Genomic DNA, 16,109 nt, shown 5'->3' with positions numbered 1-16,109 from the left:
CCACACACCGCACCGCTACCAGAGGACGAACCATGATCCGCAACCACCCCAGAGCGAGGCTCGCAGTCACCGCCGCCGCGGTGGCCGGGACCGTCGCGCTGCTCGCCGCGTGCAGCCCGCCCGGCGCCGGAACGGGCAGTTCGGCCGGCCGCGCGGACGACGGCGGACCCATCAATCTGACCTTCTGGACCAACCTCACGGTGAGTACTCAGGCCGGGGCGATCCAGCAGCAGGCCGAGCAGTGCGCCACCCAGCAGCAGGACGTCAGCGTGACGTTCGAGGCCGTCCCGTTCGACAGCATGTACCCGAAGATGGTGACCGCGTTCAAGGCGGGCAACGGCCCCGACATCATGAACACCATCGAGGGTGGTGTCGCCGCCGCCGAGGCCGGCGGCTTCATCGTCCCCGTCGACGACGTCATCGACAGCCACGGCAAGGACGACTTCATCCCGTCCTTCCTGCACGCGGTCGGCAAGGACGACCAGACCTGGGCGGTGCCGGACTGGGCCCTGCACCAGGAGGTCTGGTACCGCAAGGACCTCTTCCAGGCCAAGGGCATCGAGATCCCGAAGTCGTGGCCCGAACTGCTGGCCGCCGCCAAGCAGCTCGACGACCCGGCGAACGGCGTACGCGGCTTCGCCGTACCGATGGGTTCGGCACTGGTCGCCCCGCAGACCTACTACCAGTTCCTGTACGCCAACGGCGTACACACCTTCGACCCGCGGACCGGCGAATACGCGCTCGACCGCGACCCGGCCAAGGCGATCGAGGCCACCCAGTTCATGCTCGACCTCTACAAGGCGGCGTCCCCGCCGGAGTCGCGCACCTGGTCGTGGAACGACTTCCGGACCGGATACGCGCAGGGCAAGCTCGCCATGGTGCTCGACTTCGGTGCCGTCGTCGGCCTGGCCGCCGAGCAGAACCCGAGCATGATCGACAACATGGGCGTCTTCCCGCTGCCCGGCCCGACCGCGGAAACCAAGCCGCAGGGCTCGATCGGCGGCGGCTACTTCTTCATGGTCGGCAAGAGCAACGAGCGGCGTGAGAAGGCCGCGAAGACCCTGGTCGAATGCATGATGCAGCCCGACCTGGCCGCCGCCCGCACCAACACCCGGCCGGTGTTCGCGCTGCCGGCGACCAACAGCGCCGCGGAGTCCGCCACCTACACCGGCAACGAGACCGTGCGGCGTTTCGCCCCGGAGATCCAGACCATCCGGGAGAACATCCTGCCCGAGTGGTACCGCTACGGGATGGAGGCCGGTCTCAACCAGCTCGCCGGCCAGATCGAGGCGACCACGTTCGTCGGTGACCAGCTCCAGTCGGCCGCGGCCGGCAGCATCACCGCGGAGCAGGCCTTCAACAACATCAACGCCGAGATGAAGCGTCTCGCCAAAGTCAGCTGATTGGTTCCCCTGATGGCAATGACGCAACCTGCCTTCCTGTCCCGGACCCTGACCGGACGGCAGCAGCGCGCGGGCATGGCGTTCGCCGTGCCCGCGGCACTGCTCTTCGCGATAATCCTGGCGTACCCGATCTTCGAGAGTTTCCGTACGTCGCTGTTCTCCATCGACCTGCTGACCGGCGACGCCTCCTACGTGGGGCTGGACAACTACACGGCACTGGGCAGTGACCGCAACCTGCTGTCGACCATCGGCAACACCCTGCTGTGGACGGTGGTGTCACTGGCCGGCCAGCTCGTCCTGGGGCTGATCGCGGCGCTGCTCATCGACACCAACTGGCGCGGCATGCGCTGGATCCGGCAGCTGCTGCTGATCCCGTACGTCGTACCGGTCATCGCGACCGCCCTGGTGTGGCAGTGGATGCTCGACGGCCACTACGGAATCATCAGCAGCAACCTGCAATCGTGGGGATTCCTGCCGGCCGGCGCCACCCCGCTCGGCCTGGAGGGTACGGCGCTGTTCACCGTCATCCTGGTGAACATCTGGCGGGGCTTCCCCTTCGCGATGCTCGTCTACTGGGCCCGGATGCAGAGCATCGACAAGGCACAGTACGAGGCGGCCCGGGTCGACGGCGCCGGTGCCTGGCGCGAGTTCGTCCACATCACCCTGCCCAACCTGAAGTCGGCGACCATCGCGCTACTGGCCCTGCGCGGCATCTGGACGCTGATGTACTTCGAGCTGGTCTGGCTGCTCAGCCGCGGCGGGCCGGCCGGGTCGAGCGAGGTTCTCTCCACCTACATCTACAAGGTCGTGATGGGTGAGTTCCGGATCGGCTACGCCGCCGCCATCGCCTCGGCCGTCGGGCTCTTCCTCGCCGCGGTCGGCGTGGCCGGCTGGCTCGTGGTGCGGACCCGGGGAAGGCGGTCCAAGTGAGCGTGACAAGCGAAGCCAAGCGGCCCCCCACGGCGCGGGCCGACGGCGGGCCGACCCGCACCCCGGCGAAGGCACCGCCGAAAACGTCGGGGAAGAAGGTCGCCGCGGTCATCGGCCGGATCGTCGCCCTGGCACTGATCGTGTTCTTCGCGGTCGGGCCGATCCTGTGGATGGCGCTGAGTTCGTTCCGGCCCGCCGACGAACTCTTCCAGTCCGACCCGTCGCTGATCCCGTCCCGGCTGACCGGTGACTGGTACCGGGAGGTCTTCGAGGGCAGCGAGGCGGTGCGCTGGTTCGTCAACAGCTTCATCGTCGCCGTCGTCACCACGCTCGTCTCGGTGACCGTCGGCACCACCGCCGGATACGCGGTCAGCCGCTTCGAGTTCCCCGGCCGCAAGGTGCTGCTCGCCTGCCTGAGCGTGTCGTACCTCTTCCCGGCGATCCTGCTGCTGGTGCCGCTCTACCTGGCACTGTCGGCGCTCGGGCTGGTCGGTGGCCTCTTCGGCATCATCATCGCCCACCTGACCATCACCCTGCCGCTGACCACCTGGCTGATGAAGTCGTTCGTCGAGGCCGTACCGAAGGAACTGGAGGAAGCCGCCTGGGTCGACGGCCTCGGCTACTTCCGGTCCTTCCTCACGGTCACCCTGCCGCTGCTGCGGACCGGGCTGGCGACGACCGCCATGTTCTCCTTCATCCTCTCCTGGGACGAATACCTCTTCGCCAGTGTCATCGCACAGGGCCAGAACGTCACCGCACCGGTGGCGATGGCCGGTTTCGTCACCTCGTTCGACATCCGCTGGGGCGCGATCATGGCCCTGAGCACCCTGGTAACCATCCCCGTCGTCGGGCTCTTCTTCGTGCTCCAGCGCTACTACGAAAAGGGTCTGACCGCGGGCAGCGTGAAAGGCTGACGCGTGTCGCGTACCGAACCCCCCGTACTCACCCCCCAGGTGCTCGTCGTCGGCGCCGGATCGGCCGGCACCGCCGCCGCGATCGCGGCGGCGGAGACCGGGGCCGACACCCTGCTGGTCGAGGCCAGCGGCCACGTCGGCGGTACGCTCGCCCGCCAGCTGCTGGAGCACAGCGCCGGCTTCCACGACGCCACCGGCAACCAGGTCACCGGCGGCGTCGGCCAGCGCATCGTCACCCTGCTCCAGGAGTACGGCGGCTCGCCCGGCCACATCCCGGACGACGTGTCGTACACGGCGACCCGAACCCCGGTGAACCACTCCGAACTCTCCATGTGCGAGGCCGTGCTGCTCCGCCGGGCCGGCGTACGCCTGCTGCTCAACACCGTCGTCGTCGACGTGGAGACCGCCGCCGGGACCGGCGGGAACGACGACGGTGGGACCGGCACCACGGTCACCGCCGTCGTCGCCGAGATCCCCGGGCGGGGGCGCACCATCATCCGCCCGGGGATCGTCGTGGACTGCTCCGGCGACGCGGTCGTCTTCGCCCTCGCCGGCGCGTCTTTCCAGACCGACCGGGCCGACGCGACCCAGCCCGGGTCGCTGCTGCTCAAGCTCGGCGGCGTCGACTACGAGCCGCTGCTGAAGTACGCCGCCGACAACCCCGACGACCTGCGGCCGGGCAGCCGGATCGGGGACGCCGTCGACGACCACGCCAACCTGTGGGGATTCGGCAAACTGCTGGCGAAGGGCCACGCCGACGGCCGGCTGTCGTGGCGGCGTACCGAGATGCACCTGGCCGCCTGGCCGAGCCGCGGCGAGGCGGTGCTCAACCTGACCCGCACCCCGGTCGAGCCCGGGTCGAGCAACGGCGACGCCTATCTCAAGCTCGCCCAGCAGGTCATGGAGACGGTGGCCTGGTTCCGCGAGTACGTGCCCGGCGGCCGGCTCGCCTACCTGGCCGAGGTCGCCGACCGGGTCGGGGTACGCGAGTCCCGCCGGATCACGGGCCTCGTCACGCTCACCGAGGACGACGTGAAGCAGGGGCGCCGGTCGGCGCAGAGTGTCGGGCAGGGAGCCTTCCCGATCGACGTACACGACGCCAACGCGCCCGGCCTGTCGCACACCGACGGGCTGGCGTCCGCCTACGACATCCCGTACGGCATCCTCGTCGGCGCCGAACACGACAACCTGCTCGCCGCCGGCCGGTGTGTCTCCAGTACGCACGAGGCGAACGGCTCGGCCCGGATCACCGCCACCTGTTTCGCCACCGGTGAGGCGGCGGGTACGGCGGCGGCGCTGGCGGTGCGGGAGGGGGTCAGCCCGCGACTGCTGGACGTCGGGGAGTTGCAGGCCCGGCTGCGCCAGCGGGGCGTGATCGGCGCCCGCTGAATCAGGTTGTGGCCCGCCCCGGAACCGGGGCGGGCCACGCTCACATCCGAGTTACTATCATTAGAGATAGTATCCTGAACGATAGTAACGTGGGTGATACCTTGACCGCCTTCGTCGGCCGCGACGCCGAACTCGCGCTCCTCTTGACCGAATTGGGCCGGGTCCTGCCCGGCACCGACCGGCCGGGACGCTGCCTGCTGATCCGTGGGCGCCGCCGGGTCGGCAAGTCCCGGCTGGTGGAGAAGTTCGTCGAAGACGCGGCCGTCGCCAACTTCTTCTTCACCGCCGCGGGCTCGTCTCCCGGCGAGGAGATCCGGCGGTTCTGCGCCGACGCCGCCGAGTCGACGCTGCCGGACCGCGAACTGCTGGCGACGGCGAACCCGCGCGACTGGGACGCCGCTTTCCGGCTTCTGGCGACCACGCTGTCCGACGAGGCACCGAGCGTCGTGGTGATCGACGAGGTCCCGTACCTGATGGACTCCGAGCGGGTCTTCGAAGGGCTGTTGCAACGGGCCTGGGACCGCCAACTCTCCCGAAAGCCGGTGCTGCTGATCCTGATCGGCTCGGACCTGTCGATGATGGAAGCGCTGAACGACTACCGCCGCCCGTTCCACCAGCGGGGTCGCGAGATGGTCGTCGGGCCGCTCAACCCGGCGGACCTGGCGGTGATGATGAACCTGCCGGCCGCCGACGCCATCGATGCCGCCCTGGTGACCGGTGGGCTTCCGCTGATCTGCACCGAGTGGCCGCCCGGCACCGACCTGTGGGACTTCCTCGCCGCCGCGACGGCCGACCCGACCTCGGCGCTGATCGTCTCCGCCGAACGGTCACTGGCCGCCGAGTTCCCGTCCCAGGTCCAGGCCCGCACCGTCCTGTCCGCCATCGGGTCCGGCGAGCGTACGTTCGGCAACATCGCCCGCGCCTCCGGTGAACTCGCCGCCACCTCGCTGCAACGGTCGCTGACGGCCCTCACCGACAAGCGGCTCGTCGTCGGCGAACTACCCCTGTCGACCGCCCCGTCGAAGGAACGGCGTTACCGGATCACCGACCCCTACCTGCGGTTCTGGCTCCAGTTCATCGCCCCGAACATGCCGGAGATCGAACGCGGCCGCGGTGACCTGACGCTCGAACGGATCCGCCGCGGCTGGACCAGTTGGCGTGGCCGGGCCGTCGAACCACTGATCCGCGACGCGCTCGCCCGGATCCTGCCGGACGGCCAACTGCCCGTGGCCGGGACCGTCGGCGGCTACTGGACCCGCACCAACGACGTCGAGATCGACATCGTCGGCGCCGACCGTGGTCCGGTCGCCCGCGAACTGCTCTTCGTGGGATCGATCAAATGGCTCGACCGCGACACGTTCGACGTACGCGACCTCACCGCGCTGCAACGCCAGCGGGACCGGCTGACCAGCGAACCACTCCCCCTCGTGGCGGTCTCCCGCAGCGGCGTGTCCTGCCCCGGCGTCGACGCGTCGTACGGCCCCGAGCAACTGATCGCCGCCTGGCGCCCCACCAGCAGCGCCGCCTAGCCCCGCGCGGCCGGCGCACCCCGCCCCCGCACCTACCAGGCTCGGAGCATCACCGGGGTTGGTTCTCGGACCGGGTAGTCGCGTCTCCGCCGACAGCGGATCTGATCCCGCGCGCGCCGCCCCGACGGAGTTCGAGATGAAGTCCGAGGGTGAAAAGGACCGCCAGAAGCTTGTCCAACTGGACGGTTCGCTTGCCGTTTTCCAACGCGTTCACGAATCGTTCGGACACTCCGGCAAGGTCCGCCAGTTCGCCCTGGCTCAGGCTCAGGTGCCGCCGACGCAACCGAACGGCGCTTGCCAGGGCATCGCCCATCGTCCCGCTCCCAAGCTCCGTCATGCGACCTCCTGTCCCACTACCCGCACGTACGTGCGGGTAGTGGGCAAGCTAGGCCAGAAGACCGGCGCTCACCAGCAGAATCCGCACGAACGTGCGGGATCCAGGATCGGTTTCGAGGTATCCGACGCAACTCCTCCGAAGGCAGCCGGAAAGGCGGCGACCCAGCCGTAGTCGCTCTGCTTCGACGCCCGGGCCGCCTATCGCTCACCGTCGAAAGCGGGATCGCCTCCCCACCGGATGGAGTTACCCGACAAATACCGGCCGTAGCCCGGTAGCGCGCGAGACTACTGTTCGTCGGTTCGGTCAAGTGGCAAAGCCGCGACACGCGACCAACCGCGCTGCAACCTCTGCACAACCGGCTCACCACCGAACCACTCCCCCTCGTCGCGGCCTCCCACCGCGGCTCGCCCTGCTCCGGCCTCGACGCGCCGTACGGCCCGAGGAACTACTCGCGCCTGGCATACCGCACCTACCAGAGCATGAGAGCGTCCACGCCGTAGTGGGCCCACCACTGGGACCGGTGCTTGCGCAACGCCCCGGCTACGCGGGTAAGCAACAGCCAGTTTCCGTTGAGCACGAGGGCGGCGTCCTCGGGCCGGCCGGCAAGCACCCGGGCCACCGTTACCACCATGTTGGACACCCCCTCGACAACCTGGTCGTCTTTGGCCATATCGAAGCTGATGTTGACGAACTCAGCGGGCTCCCACTCCCAGTAGCCGTCGTCATCCTCGGCGTCGTAGTAGCCGTTACGTCCTGAACTGAGGCTGATCAGATATCCACGCTCCTCGTATAGTGCGGAGCTGAACAGTTGCCCGCCGGCCGGAGTACGCGTCTCGATAGCGTCCGGAGCGGCGATCTCAACTACATCACGCAACGGAATGTCGCCACCCAGCGTCAGTCGGTAGCTGATCCCCATCTCGCACCCTTCCTACTGCCGTGGCACGATCGCACCCTTCCGCGTTACCGCAGCCAGTTCCTTCAGTCCGGTGATGGGCCAGTCATCAAATTGCTTTTGCAGGGCTGCCAGGTCGCCACGCCAGTCCTCAAGGTTGAGCACCACACGTTGGGTCTGTAGGTCGGTGACCTTTCCGACTACCTCGGTCCATATACCCCGGACGGGCTTGGGCGGAGTCGGAGAATAGCAATCGAAGACATGCCCCTCGATCACATAGTCGGGGGTCTTGCGAAGGTTTCCGATGTCGCCGGTACGTAGCCGTGCATCCGCGACCTCCTGCCTGGTCGGGTTCTGGTGCACCCGATAGCCCCTGTCAGCAAGCAGGTCGGCACATTCATTTTCGAGGGTCAACGCCCGCCGGGTGGCATCGTCGTGGTCCTGCGTCTTGGTACGCGGCCCCGTCGGCAACCCGCCGGGCGATCCGGTAGGACTTCTCGTCCACGGCATACCCACGTCACGGCCGTTGGCTCCCGTGCCGCCCAGGTCAGTGACCGTGCGCGTCGAGCCACCGCTATCGCTCGAGGTGGGGCTGGTCGGCGCAGAACCGCCAGCCCCGACCGTTTTCCCGACAAACCGACCTGCCGTGCCTGGTTGATCGCCGCTTCGACGGCCTGGCGGGCGGTACCGCTGCGCTGCACCATAAGCACCAGCACCTGTTTGACGCTGTCCAAGGCTTGGAGGAGCGAGTCGGGTTGACCGCTATGCAGGATCGCATTGACGAGTCTTTGGGCGTCCTCGACATGGGTGATGGTCGCGGTGCAGGTCTCGCAAACGCTGGCGATGCCCTGCTGGACCGTCGCCAGTTTTGCGATGGTCTCGTGCGGGCTGGCTTCAAGGGGGACAGCCGCGGCGGTGTTCATGGTGCCATCGATCGACGTGGCGATGCTGGCCAGTTCGGCCTGGACTGCGGAGATGGCGGCGCGTACCCGGAGGATGCCGGAAGCGACGGCGGCGAACCCGGCGACCGCAGCCCGTACGGCAACCTCCTGCGCCTGGTTGTCGGCCGCAGCGGTCAGGCTCCGCGCACGCTCGACACCGGCTGTCAATGTGCGGAGTTCACCGGAGATCTCCTCGATGTTCGACATCTGTCAGCTACCTCAACCGAGAACGGACGGTTCCGGAATCTGCAACCTACCGGCTGCCGACGCCCTGTCACAGGTCTCGCACCTCGATCAGCCGATGGGGTCGCCAGCCGACCGGGAACCCCAGGGCGGGGTGGGAAGTAGAGTCGCCTGCGGACGTACGACGATCGCCGGGGAGGTGCGACCGCCTCCCGACCGGATGGAGTTACCCGACGTGTTGACGATGCAGGATGCGCTGGCCCGACTCGCCGCCTACTGGGGCGAGCAGGGTTGCCTGACGGTCCAGCCGATGAACACCGAGGTGGGAGCGGGCACGCTCAACCCGGCGACGTTCCTGCGGGTGCTCGGTCCGGAGCCGTGGCGGGTCGCGTACGTCGAGCCGTCGGTGCGCCCCGACGACGCCCGGTACGGGGAGAACCCGAACCGCATCCAGACGCACACCCAGTTCCAGGTGATCCTGAAGCCGGAGCCGGGCAACAGCCAGGAGTTGTACCTGGGCAGCCTGGCGGCGCTCGGCATCGACGTCGCCGCGCACGACGTACGGTTCGTCGAGGACAACTGGGCGTCGCCGGCCCTGGGCGCCTGGGGGCTGGGCTGGGAGGTCTGGCTCGACGGGCTGGAGATCACCCAGTTCACGTACTTCCAGCAGGCGGGCGGGATCAACCTCGACCCGCCGGCGGTGGAGATCACGTACGGGATCGAGCGCATCCTGATGGCGCTTCAGGGGGTGCGGCACTTCAAGGAGATCGCCTACACCGACACCGTCTCGTACGGGGAACTGTTCGGGCAGGGCGAGTACGAGATGTCGCGCTACTACCTCGACGACGCGGACATCGCGGCGAACCGCAGCCTGTTGCAGCTCTACGCGTCCGAGGCGCAGCGGATGATCGACGCCGGGCTGCCGGTGCCGGCGCACACGTACGTGCTGAAGTGTTCGCACGCGTTCAACGTGCTCGACGCGCGGGGTGCGGTGTCGACGGCGGAGCGGGCGACCGAGTTCGCCCGGATGCGCAAGTTGGCCGGTGACGTGGCGCGGTTGTGGATGGAGCGCCGGGCCGAGCTGGATCATCCGTTGGGGGTCTGCGCGCCGGTCGCCGTACCGGAGGCTGTTGATGTCGACCTTGTGCCGCGTGGGCCGGAGCCGCGCGCGTTCGTCTGCGAGGTCGGCACCGAGGAGATGCCGCCGGTCGAGGGGCGGGCCGCCGCCGGCCAGCTGGCGCAGGAGCTGACGGCGCGGCTGGCGAACACCCGGCTGGCGCACGGCCGGATCACGGTGCGGGCGACGCCGCGGCGGCTGGTCGCCCTGGTCGACGGGGTAGCGGCCCGTGAGGAGGACCAGGACCGGGTCGTGAAGGGGCCGAAGGTGGCGGCGGCGTTCGACGCGGCCGGCGAGCCTACCCCGGCGGTGCGGGGGTTCGCGCGGGCGCAGGGGGTCGAGGTCGCCGACCTGGTACGGCAACAGGTCGGCAACGCCGAGCACATGGTGTTGGTGCGGCGTGAGATCGGGCGGGGTGCGCCCGAGGTGCTGGCCGGTGTCGTCGAGGGCGTGGTCGGGGCGCTGCGGTCGGGCCGGAACATGCGGTGGAACGATCCGAAGCTGGCGTTCACCCGGCCGATCCGGTGGCTGCTGGCGTTGTGGGGCGACCAGGTAGTGCCGGCCCGGGTGTCGGCGCTGGTCGCCGACCGGCGGACCCGGGTGTTGCGGACGGCGCCCACCCCGGAGATCGCCGTCGAATCGGCGGAGTCCTATGTGGAGACTGTGGAGGCCGCCGGGATCGTGCTCGACCACGCGGACCGGCGGGCCCGGATCATCGAAGGGTCGCGGACGCTGGCCGCCGGGGTGGCCGGTCATGTCGACGTCGACGGTGAGCGCGGGCTGATCGAGCAGGTCGCGTTCCTGGTGGAGCAGCCGGCGCCGCTGCTCGGCAGGTTCGACGACAGCTACCTGTCGCTGCCGGAGGCGGTGCTGGCGACGGTGATGCGCAAGCACCAGCGTTACCTGCCGGTCCGGGGCGCCGACGGCCGGCTGCTGCCGTACTTCGTCGCGGTCGCGAACGGGCCGGTCGACGCCGACCTGGTTCGGGCCGGGAACGAGGCGGTGCTGCGGGCGCGGTACGAGGACGCGCTGTTCTTCTACCGCACCGACCGGGAGACGCCGCTCGCGCAGATGCGGGCAAAGCTGGCCCGGTTGACGTTCACCGACCGGCTCGGCTCGGTCGCGGAGCGGGCGGACCGGATCGGCACGCTGGCCCGCCGGCTCGCGGACGAGGTCGGGCTGGACGGGGCCGACCGGGCGGTGCTGGACCGGGCCGCGGAGCTGGTCAAGTTCGACCTGGGCAGCCAGCTGGTGACGGAGATGACCAGTCTCGCGGGGACGATGGCCCGGGACTACGCGGCGCATGCCGGGGAGCCGGCGGCGGTCGCCGAGGCGTTGTTCGAGGCGGAGCGGCCGCGCAACACCGAGGACGCCCTTCCGCGTGGCGTCGCGGGTGAACTGCTGTCGGTCGCGGACCGGCTCGACCTGCTGACCGGGCTGGCCGCGACGGTGGGGCTGCCGACCGGGAGCAGCGACCAGTTCGCGCTGCGCCGGGCCGCGCTCGGGCTGCTCGGGGTGTTCCGGCGGCGGCCGGTGCTGGCGCCGGTGTCGCTGCGCGAGGCGTTGCGGCTGGCGGCCGACCTGCAGCCGGTGCCGGTCTCCGACGAGGTGCTGGAGGCCGTCGCCGAGTTCGTCACCCGCCGGTTCGAGCAGCAGCTCACCGAGGAGGAGCAGCCGGTCGACCGGATCCGGGCGGTGCTGCCGCACGCCGACCGGCCGCACTTCTTGGACCGGACGCTGGCGCAGCTCGACAAGCTGGTCGACCAGGCCGGGTTCCAGCAGCTCACCGAGGCGTTGCAGCGGGCGCGGCGGATCGTGCCGGCCGGCACGCCGGCGCAGTACGACCCGTCGGTGCTGGTCGAGCCGGCGGAGGTCGCCCTGCACGACGCGCTGGTGTGGGCGCGGGCCGGGCTCGGCGACGCGCCGGACCTGGACCGGTTCGTCGAGGCGACCGGTGGGATCGTACGGCCGGTGAACACGTTCTTCGACGACGTGTTCGTGATGGTCGACGACGAGCGGCTGCGGCAGGCCCGGCTGGGTCTGCTGGCGTCGGTCGCCGATCTGGGTGCCCCGGTGCTGGCCTGGGAGCACCTGCGGATGTGACCCCGCTACCCGGGCGCGCGGGATACGCGCCCGGGTTCGGCGCTGATCAAGGACAAAGCGTGCCTGCTGTGCCACGGTTTGTCGCGCAACTACTCCTTGATCAACCCCGGGGGCCGAGGCCGGTCAGGTCGTCCGGCCGGCCACCGTGCGCAGGGCTACGGCCAGGTCGCGGCCGGTCGGTGCGTTGTCGGGGTCGATGAGCCACTGCAGCACCATGCCGTTGATCATCGTCATGGCGAGTGAGCCGACCGTCCGCGCCTGCTCCTCGGTGACCTCGGTCGGGTCGACCAGCAGCAGCAGGGCCGCCATGTCGCGGCGGGCGACCTTGAAGGTTTCCGCGACCTGCTCGCGGACCTCGGCCGCGTGCAACGCGACGGCGAGCGCCTGGGCGCTGCCCGCCGCCACCGTCCGGTCGGCGTGGACCGCGGCGACGATGCCGTCGAGGAACGCTTCCAACCGGTCCACCGGTTCCCCGTCGCCGACCACCTCCACAGTGAGGCTGATCGCGTCGCCCCACTCGTCGAACGTGGCCAGGATCGCCGCGTTGAGCAGGGCTTCCTTCGAGCCGAAGTGGTAGCCGATCGAGGCGAGGTTGGTGCCGGATTCGGCGACCAGGTCCCGGGCGGTGATCTGCCCGAAGCTCTTCTCCTTGACCAGGCGCTTCGCGCCGGCGAGAAGGTCCTCCCGATGTCCCATCGCGCCATCCTACGCCAAGATTTATACGCTCGTTCTAGACGGACGTATTAGACACTGTACTAGACGTATGTATAAGACGCTCGTATAGTTCCGGGCATGACTGACCACACCGCCAAGGCGGGGGGCGGGAATGGGTGGGCCTCGCCGTGCTCGTCCTGCCCGCCCTGCTCGCCTCGATGGACCTCTCCGTGCTCTTCATGGCCACGCCCTGGATCAGCGCCGACCTGCAACCCAGCGGCACCCAACTGCTCTGGGTGATGGATGTCTACGGCTTCCTGATGGCCGGTCTGCTGCTGACCATGGGCTCGCTCGGCGACCGCATCGGCCGGCGGAAACTCCTGCTGATCGGTGCCGTCGCCTTCGGCGCGGCCTCCCTGCTCGCCGCGTACGCGAACAGCACCGAACTGCTCATCGCCGCCCGCGCCCTGCTCGGCATCGGCGGCGCCACCCTCGCCCCGTCGACGCTGGCCCTGATCCGCAACATGTTCCACGACCCTGACCAGCGCCGCGCCGCGATCGGCATCTGGACCGGCGCGTTCACCGGCGGCGTCGCGCTCGGCCCGATCATCGGCGGGCTGCTGCTCGAACACTTCTGGTGGGGATCGGTCTTCCTGATCAACGTGCCGGTGATGGTGCTGCTGCTGGTCCTGGCCCCGATCCTGCTGCCCGAGCACCGGGACCCGGCCGGTGGCCGGTTCGACCTGCTCAGCGCGCTGCTGTCGATAGCGGCCGTACTGCCGGTCATCTACGGGATCAAGGAGCTGGCCGAGGCCGGCCTGCACTGGCCGGCGGTGCTGGCGATCGTGGTCGGGCTCGCGGTCGGGGTGCTGTTCGTCCGCCGCCAGTCGACCATGGCCGACCCGCTGATCGACGTCGGCCTCTTCCGCAACGGGGCGTTCAGCGCCGCCATCGGCGCGTACGCGATCATGGTTTTCGCCAGCGCGGGTACCGGCTACCTCGCCGTGCAGTACATGCAGGTCGTGCTCGGGCTCCGGCCCTTCACCGCCGCCCTGTGGATGCTCCCGACCGTGGCCGGGACCATGGTCGGCATCGCGCTGGCCACCGCGCTGGTCCGAGTCGTCCGGCCCGCGCTCGTGGCGGGTGCCGGCCTCGCCGTCGCCGGCTGCGGATTCCTGCTGGTCAATCGGATCGACGTCGACTCGTCCGAGATCGTGGTCATCGCCGGCTACACCGTGCTGACGCTCGGGATCGGGATGGTCGCCCCGCTCGCCATCGACCTGATCGTCTCCACGGCCCCGCCGTCCCGGGCCGGCACCGCGGCGGCGCTCGGCGAGACCGGTGCCGAGTTCGGCGGCGCGCTCGGCATCGCCGTCCTGGGCAGTGTCGCCATCGTCGCCTACCGGGACGGGATCGGTGATTCACTGCCCGCCGGGGTGCCGGCCGAGGCCGCCGACGCCGCGACCGGCACCCTCGGCGGTGCGGTCGCCGCCGCCGGCGCGCTCCCGCCGGAACTCGCCGGCCCGCTGATGCAGGCGGCGAACGTCGCCTTCACCGACGGCTTCAAGCTGGCCACGGTCGTGGGTGCCGCCCTGCTGTTCACCACCGCCGTCGTGGTCGGTGTCCGCCTGCGTCGGGTACGTCTCGACCAGCCGGTATCCCATTGAGCCGACGGCCGGCAGCCGGCTATAAAACGGGGCGTGACAGCGACCGACCTGCGGATGCGCGGCTACCGCGATGCCGACCTGCCCCGCCTGACGGACACCTTCGCCGGCTGGATCGCGCAGGCCGGAAGCTGCGGGTACGACCACGTCGGCGAGGTGCCGCACCGGATCTACGAGAACCTGCGCGGCCGTCCGGTCGGCGAACTCGTGCAACTGTGGGAGCGGGACGGTGGGATCGTCGGGTTGGCCGTCAACGGCCGGTTCGGCAACGCCTTCGACGTCTTCACCGCCCCCGGTCTGCGGGGTGGTGGGGCGGAGCTGGCGATGCTGCGGTCGGCGGCCGACACGACCGCCGGTCAGACCGACGAGGGGGCGGTCCTGACCGACGTCTTCGATTGCGACACGACCAGGATCGAACTGCTGGAACGGCTCGGATTCGCCCGCTTCCGCACCTGGGACCACGTCAACGAGCGTGATCTGCGCGAAGCCGTCGAGGAGTCCCGGCTCCCCGACGGCTTCGCCGTACGTTCCGCGCGGTTGGTCGACGCCGACCAGCTCGCGGCCGTCCGGAACCACTCGTTCGGCACCTCCTGGACAGGTGACCTCTACCGGTCGGCGGTGATGACCGAACCGGGCTACGACCCGGCGCACGAGATCGTGGTCGAGGCGCCGGACGGCCGGATCGCCGCGTTCGCCGTCTGCTGGCTCGACCGGCGCAACCGGATCGGCCACTTCGAGCCGGTTGGCACGCACCGCGACTTCCAGCGTCGCGGGCTGGCCGGGGCGGCGATGCGGCACGCGATGCGGTGGATGGCGGGACTCGGCATGACCCGGGTCACCGTCAACCACGACGCCGAGAACGTGGCCGCCCGCCGGCTCTACGCGTCGCTCGGCTTCCAGAAGCGCCACGAGACGTACGGCTACCGGCGGGCGATCGACACCGTCAGACCAGCACGCTCCAGGTGAGCGGGCCGACCTGCCCGTCGGCGACCAGCCCGTTCGCGCTCTGGAAGGCGCGGGCCGCGGCGGCGGTGACCGCGCCGAACCCACCGTCGACCAGGAGCGAGGCGCCCCGGGCGTTCAGCGCCGTCTGGGCGGCCCGGACGACGTCGCCGGAGCTTCCCTGCTGCACCGGCAGGATCAGCGCGGTCCAGGTGATCGGCCCGACGAGCCCGTCGGCGTAGAGGCCGCGTCCACTCTGGAACGTACGGACCGCCGACGCGGTGCCCGGCCCGAAGTAGCCGTCGACGACGACGGAGACGCCCCGCCCGCGCAGCAGGTACTGGATGGTCCGCTGGACCCAGCCGGTGCCGCCGGACACCGAGGGCCAGCCGGTGCTGCCGAGCGGGGCGGTCGAGCCGAGACTGATCCCCCGGTTGGCCAGGAACACCCGGGGGTCGGTCGAGGTGAGCCGGGGCCGGTGGATCTCGAAGTGCAGGTGCGGACCGGTGGAGTTGCCGGTGGTGCCCATCAGCCCGATCAACTGCCCGCAGCTGATCTGCTGTCCGGGGCTGACCAGGACCCGGTGCAGGTGGCCGTAATAGGTGAAGTAGCTGTCGACGTGGTTGAGGTGGACGCTGTTGCCGGTGCGGCCGGGCAGCGGGCCACTGGTCTGGTCACCCGGATAGGAGCCGGTGCGGATGTCGCGGACGGTGCCGGCGGCGGCCGCGTAGACCGGGGTGCCCTGGGCGGCGGCGACGTCCCAGCCGAGGTGGCCGGGCCGGCTCGGGGTCTTGTACCCGGAGGTCAGCGTGCCGCGGGTCGGGTTGGTCCAGGTGCTCGGGCCGGCCGCGACGGCCGCGCCGGGCAGCCCAAGCGCGCCGGCGCCGATCCCGGCACCGAGAGCCACGAACAGGGTACGGCGACTCGCCGCCACGTCACCCAGCCGGCGCGATCGACTCTGATCGTTCATCCGTTCGGTCCTCCAGCGTCCGTACGCCCCGACATCCGGGGTTGATCACCGTGGCGATTGATCGTAGATGATCGATGCCCCATCGGGAAGGTCGACAAGTAGCAACTCGGTTGCTAATTAGCAACCGGGTTGCTACGGTCT

At 69.9% G+C, this 16,109-nt stretch carries 13 protein-coding genes and 1 pseudogene; 8 read left to right on the top strand and 6 right to left on the bottom strand.

All coding sequences use genetic code 11. The annotated features are described in order from the left end of the window. The first annotated feature begins 32 nt into the window (after positions 1-32). The 5 genes from AB0M79_RS10115 (at position 33) to AB0M79_RS10095 (ending at position 6,165) form a co-directional block, all read left to right on the top strand. A complete protein-coding gene (locus AB0M79_RS10115) occupies positions 33-1,403 on the top strand; it encodes a sugar ABC transporter substrate-binding protein (protein ID WP_364210462.1) in 1,371 nt (456 codons plus the stop codon). 18 nt (positions 1,404-1,421) lie between these two features. Further along, complete coding sequence (locus AB0M79_RS10110; protein ID WP_364210459.1) at positions 1,422-2,333, top strand: sugar ABC transporter permease; 912 nt, start codon at positions 1,422-1,424, stop codon at positions 2,331-2,333. Next, positions 2,330-3,247: a carbohydrate ABC transporter permease gene (locus AB0M79_RS10105; protein WP_364210457.1), complete on the top strand. Its 918-nt coding sequence runs from the start codon at positions 2,330-2,332 to the stop codon at positions 3,245-3,247. Before AB0M79_RS10110 ends, AB0M79_RS10105 begins: the two co-directional genes overlap by 4 nt. Positions 3,248-3,250: 3 nt before the next feature. Beyond that, positions 3,251-4,636, top strand: coding sequence for an FAD-dependent oxidoreductase (locus AB0M79_RS10100; protein ID WP_364210454.1), 1,386 nt, complete (start codon positions 3,251-3,253; stop codon positions 4,634-4,636). Between the two features lie 89 nt (positions 4,637-4,725). Continuing rightward, complete coding sequence (locus AB0M79_RS10095) at positions 4,726-6,165, top strand: DUF234 domain-containing protein (protein WP_364210451.1); 1,440 nt, start codon at positions 4,726-4,728, stop codon at positions 6,163-6,165. A gap of 49 nt (positions 6,166-6,214) precedes the next feature. Here AB0M79_RS10095 and AB0M79_RS10090 read toward each other — a convergent pair whose 3' ends face one another. The 4 genes and pseudogenes from AB0M79_RS10090 to AB0M79_RS10075 form a co-directional block, all read right to left on the bottom strand. After that, positions 6,215-6,502, bottom strand: coding sequence for a type II toxin-antitoxin system Y4mF family antitoxin (locus AB0M79_RS10090; RefSeq protein ID WP_364210448.1), 288 nt, complete (start codon positions 6,500-6,502; stop codon positions 6,215-6,217). A gap of 469 nt (positions 6,503-6,971) precedes the next feature. Beyond that, positions 6,972-7,418, bottom strand: coding sequence for a SitI3 family protein (locus tag AB0M79_RS10085; protein WP_364210445.1), 447 nt, complete (start codon positions 7,416-7,418; stop codon positions 6,972-6,974). A 12-nt stretch (positions 7,419-7,430) separates the two neighbouring features. Continuing rightward, complete coding sequence (locus tag AB0M79_RS10080; protein ID WP_364210442.1) at positions 7,431-7,808, bottom strand: hypothetical protein; 378 nt, start codon at positions 7,806-7,808, stop codon at positions 7,431-7,433. A 212-nt stretch (positions 7,809-8,020) separates the two neighbouring features. Continuing rightward, positions 8,021-8,542 (bottom strand): annotated as a pseudogene (locus AB0M79_RS10075) (DUF6244 family protein); the annotation flags it as partial. Positions 8,543-8,762: 220 nt separating this feature from the next. On the opposite strand from AB0M79_RS10075, the gene AB0M79_RS10070 reads away from it, so the two are divergent. Further along, positions 8,763-11,738 (top strand): glycine--tRNA ligase, encoded by a 2,976-nt coding sequence (locus AB0M79_RS10070; RefSeq protein ID WP_364210969.1) that lies wholly within the window; start codon positions 8,763-8,765, stop codon positions 11,736-11,738. A 123-nt stretch (positions 11,739-11,861) separates the two neighbouring features. Here the strand turns inward: AB0M79_RS10070 and AB0M79_RS10065 are convergent, their stop codons facing one another. Next, positions 11,862-12,434, bottom strand: a complete 573-nt coding sequence (locus tag AB0M79_RS10065; protein ID WP_357536694.1) for a TetR/AcrR family transcriptional regulator — start codon at positions 12,432-12,434, stop codon at positions 11,862-11,864. A 134-nt stretch (positions 12,435-12,568) separates the two neighbouring features. Here AB0M79_RS10065 and AB0M79_RS10060 point away from each other — a divergent pair, with 134 nt between their 5' ends. After that, positions 12,569-14,059 (top strand): MFS transporter, encoded by a 1,491-nt coding sequence (locus AB0M79_RS10060; RefSeq protein ID WP_364210439.1) that lies wholly within the window; start codon positions 12,569-12,571, stop codon positions 14,057-14,059. A gap of 33 nt (positions 14,060-14,092) precedes the next feature. After that, positions 14,093-15,022, top strand: a complete 930-nt coding sequence (locus AB0M79_RS10055) for a GNAT family N-acetyltransferase (protein ID WP_364210436.1) — start codon at positions 14,093-14,095, stop codon at positions 15,020-15,022. Here the strand turns inward: AB0M79_RS10055 and AB0M79_RS10050 are convergent. Continuing rightward, complete coding sequence (locus tag AB0M79_RS10050) at positions 15,000-15,968, bottom strand: peptidoglycan DD-metalloendopeptidase family protein (protein WP_364210433.1); 969 nt, start codon at positions 15,966-15,968, stop codon at positions 15,000-15,002. The genes AB0M79_RS10055 and AB0M79_RS10050 overlap by 23 nt on opposite strands. Between the last annotated feature and the right edge of the window lie 141 nt (positions 15,969-16,109).

Source organism: Polymorphospora sp. NPDC051019, from assembly GCF_040683055.1.
GTDB classification, from domain to species: Bacteria; Actinomycetota; Actinomycetes; order Mycobacteriales; family Micromonosporaceae; genus Polymorphospora; species Polymorphospora lycopeni.
The sequence above is the reverse complement of the archived record's forward strand: the minus strand, read 5'-3'. Positions and strand labels throughout refer to the sequence as shown.

Bases quoted from the DNA above. Each gene is read 5' to 3' on its own strand.
- AB0M79_RS10115 (WP_364210462.1), top strand. From the start codon at position 33: ATGATCCGCAACCACCCCAGAGCGAGGCTCGCAGTCACCGCCGCCGCG.
- AB0M79_RS10110 (WP_364210459.1), top strand. From the start codon at position 1,422: ATGACGCAACCTGCCTTCCTGTCCCGGACCCTGACCGGACGGCAGCAG.
- AB0M79_RS10090 (WP_364210448.1), bottom strand. From the start codon at position 6,502: ATGACGGAGCTTGGGAGCGGGACGATGGGCGATGCCCTGGCAAGCGCC.
- AB0M79_RS10085 (WP_364210445.1), bottom strand. From the start codon at position 7,418: ATGGGGATCAGCTACCGACTGACGCTGGGTGGCGACATTCCGTTGCGT.
- AB0M79_RS10070 (WP_364210969.1), top strand. From the start codon at position 8,763: ATGCAGGATGCGCTGGCCCGACTCGCCGCCTACTGGGGCGAGCAGGGT.
- AB0M79_RS10065 (WP_357536694.1), bottom strand. From the start codon at position 12,434: ATGGGACATCGGGAGGACCTTCTCGCCGGCGCGAAGCGCCTGGTCAAG.
- AB0M79_RS10050 (WP_364210433.1), bottom strand. From the start codon at position 15,968: ATGAACGATCAGAGTCGATCGCGCCGGCTGGGTGACGTGGCGGCGAGT.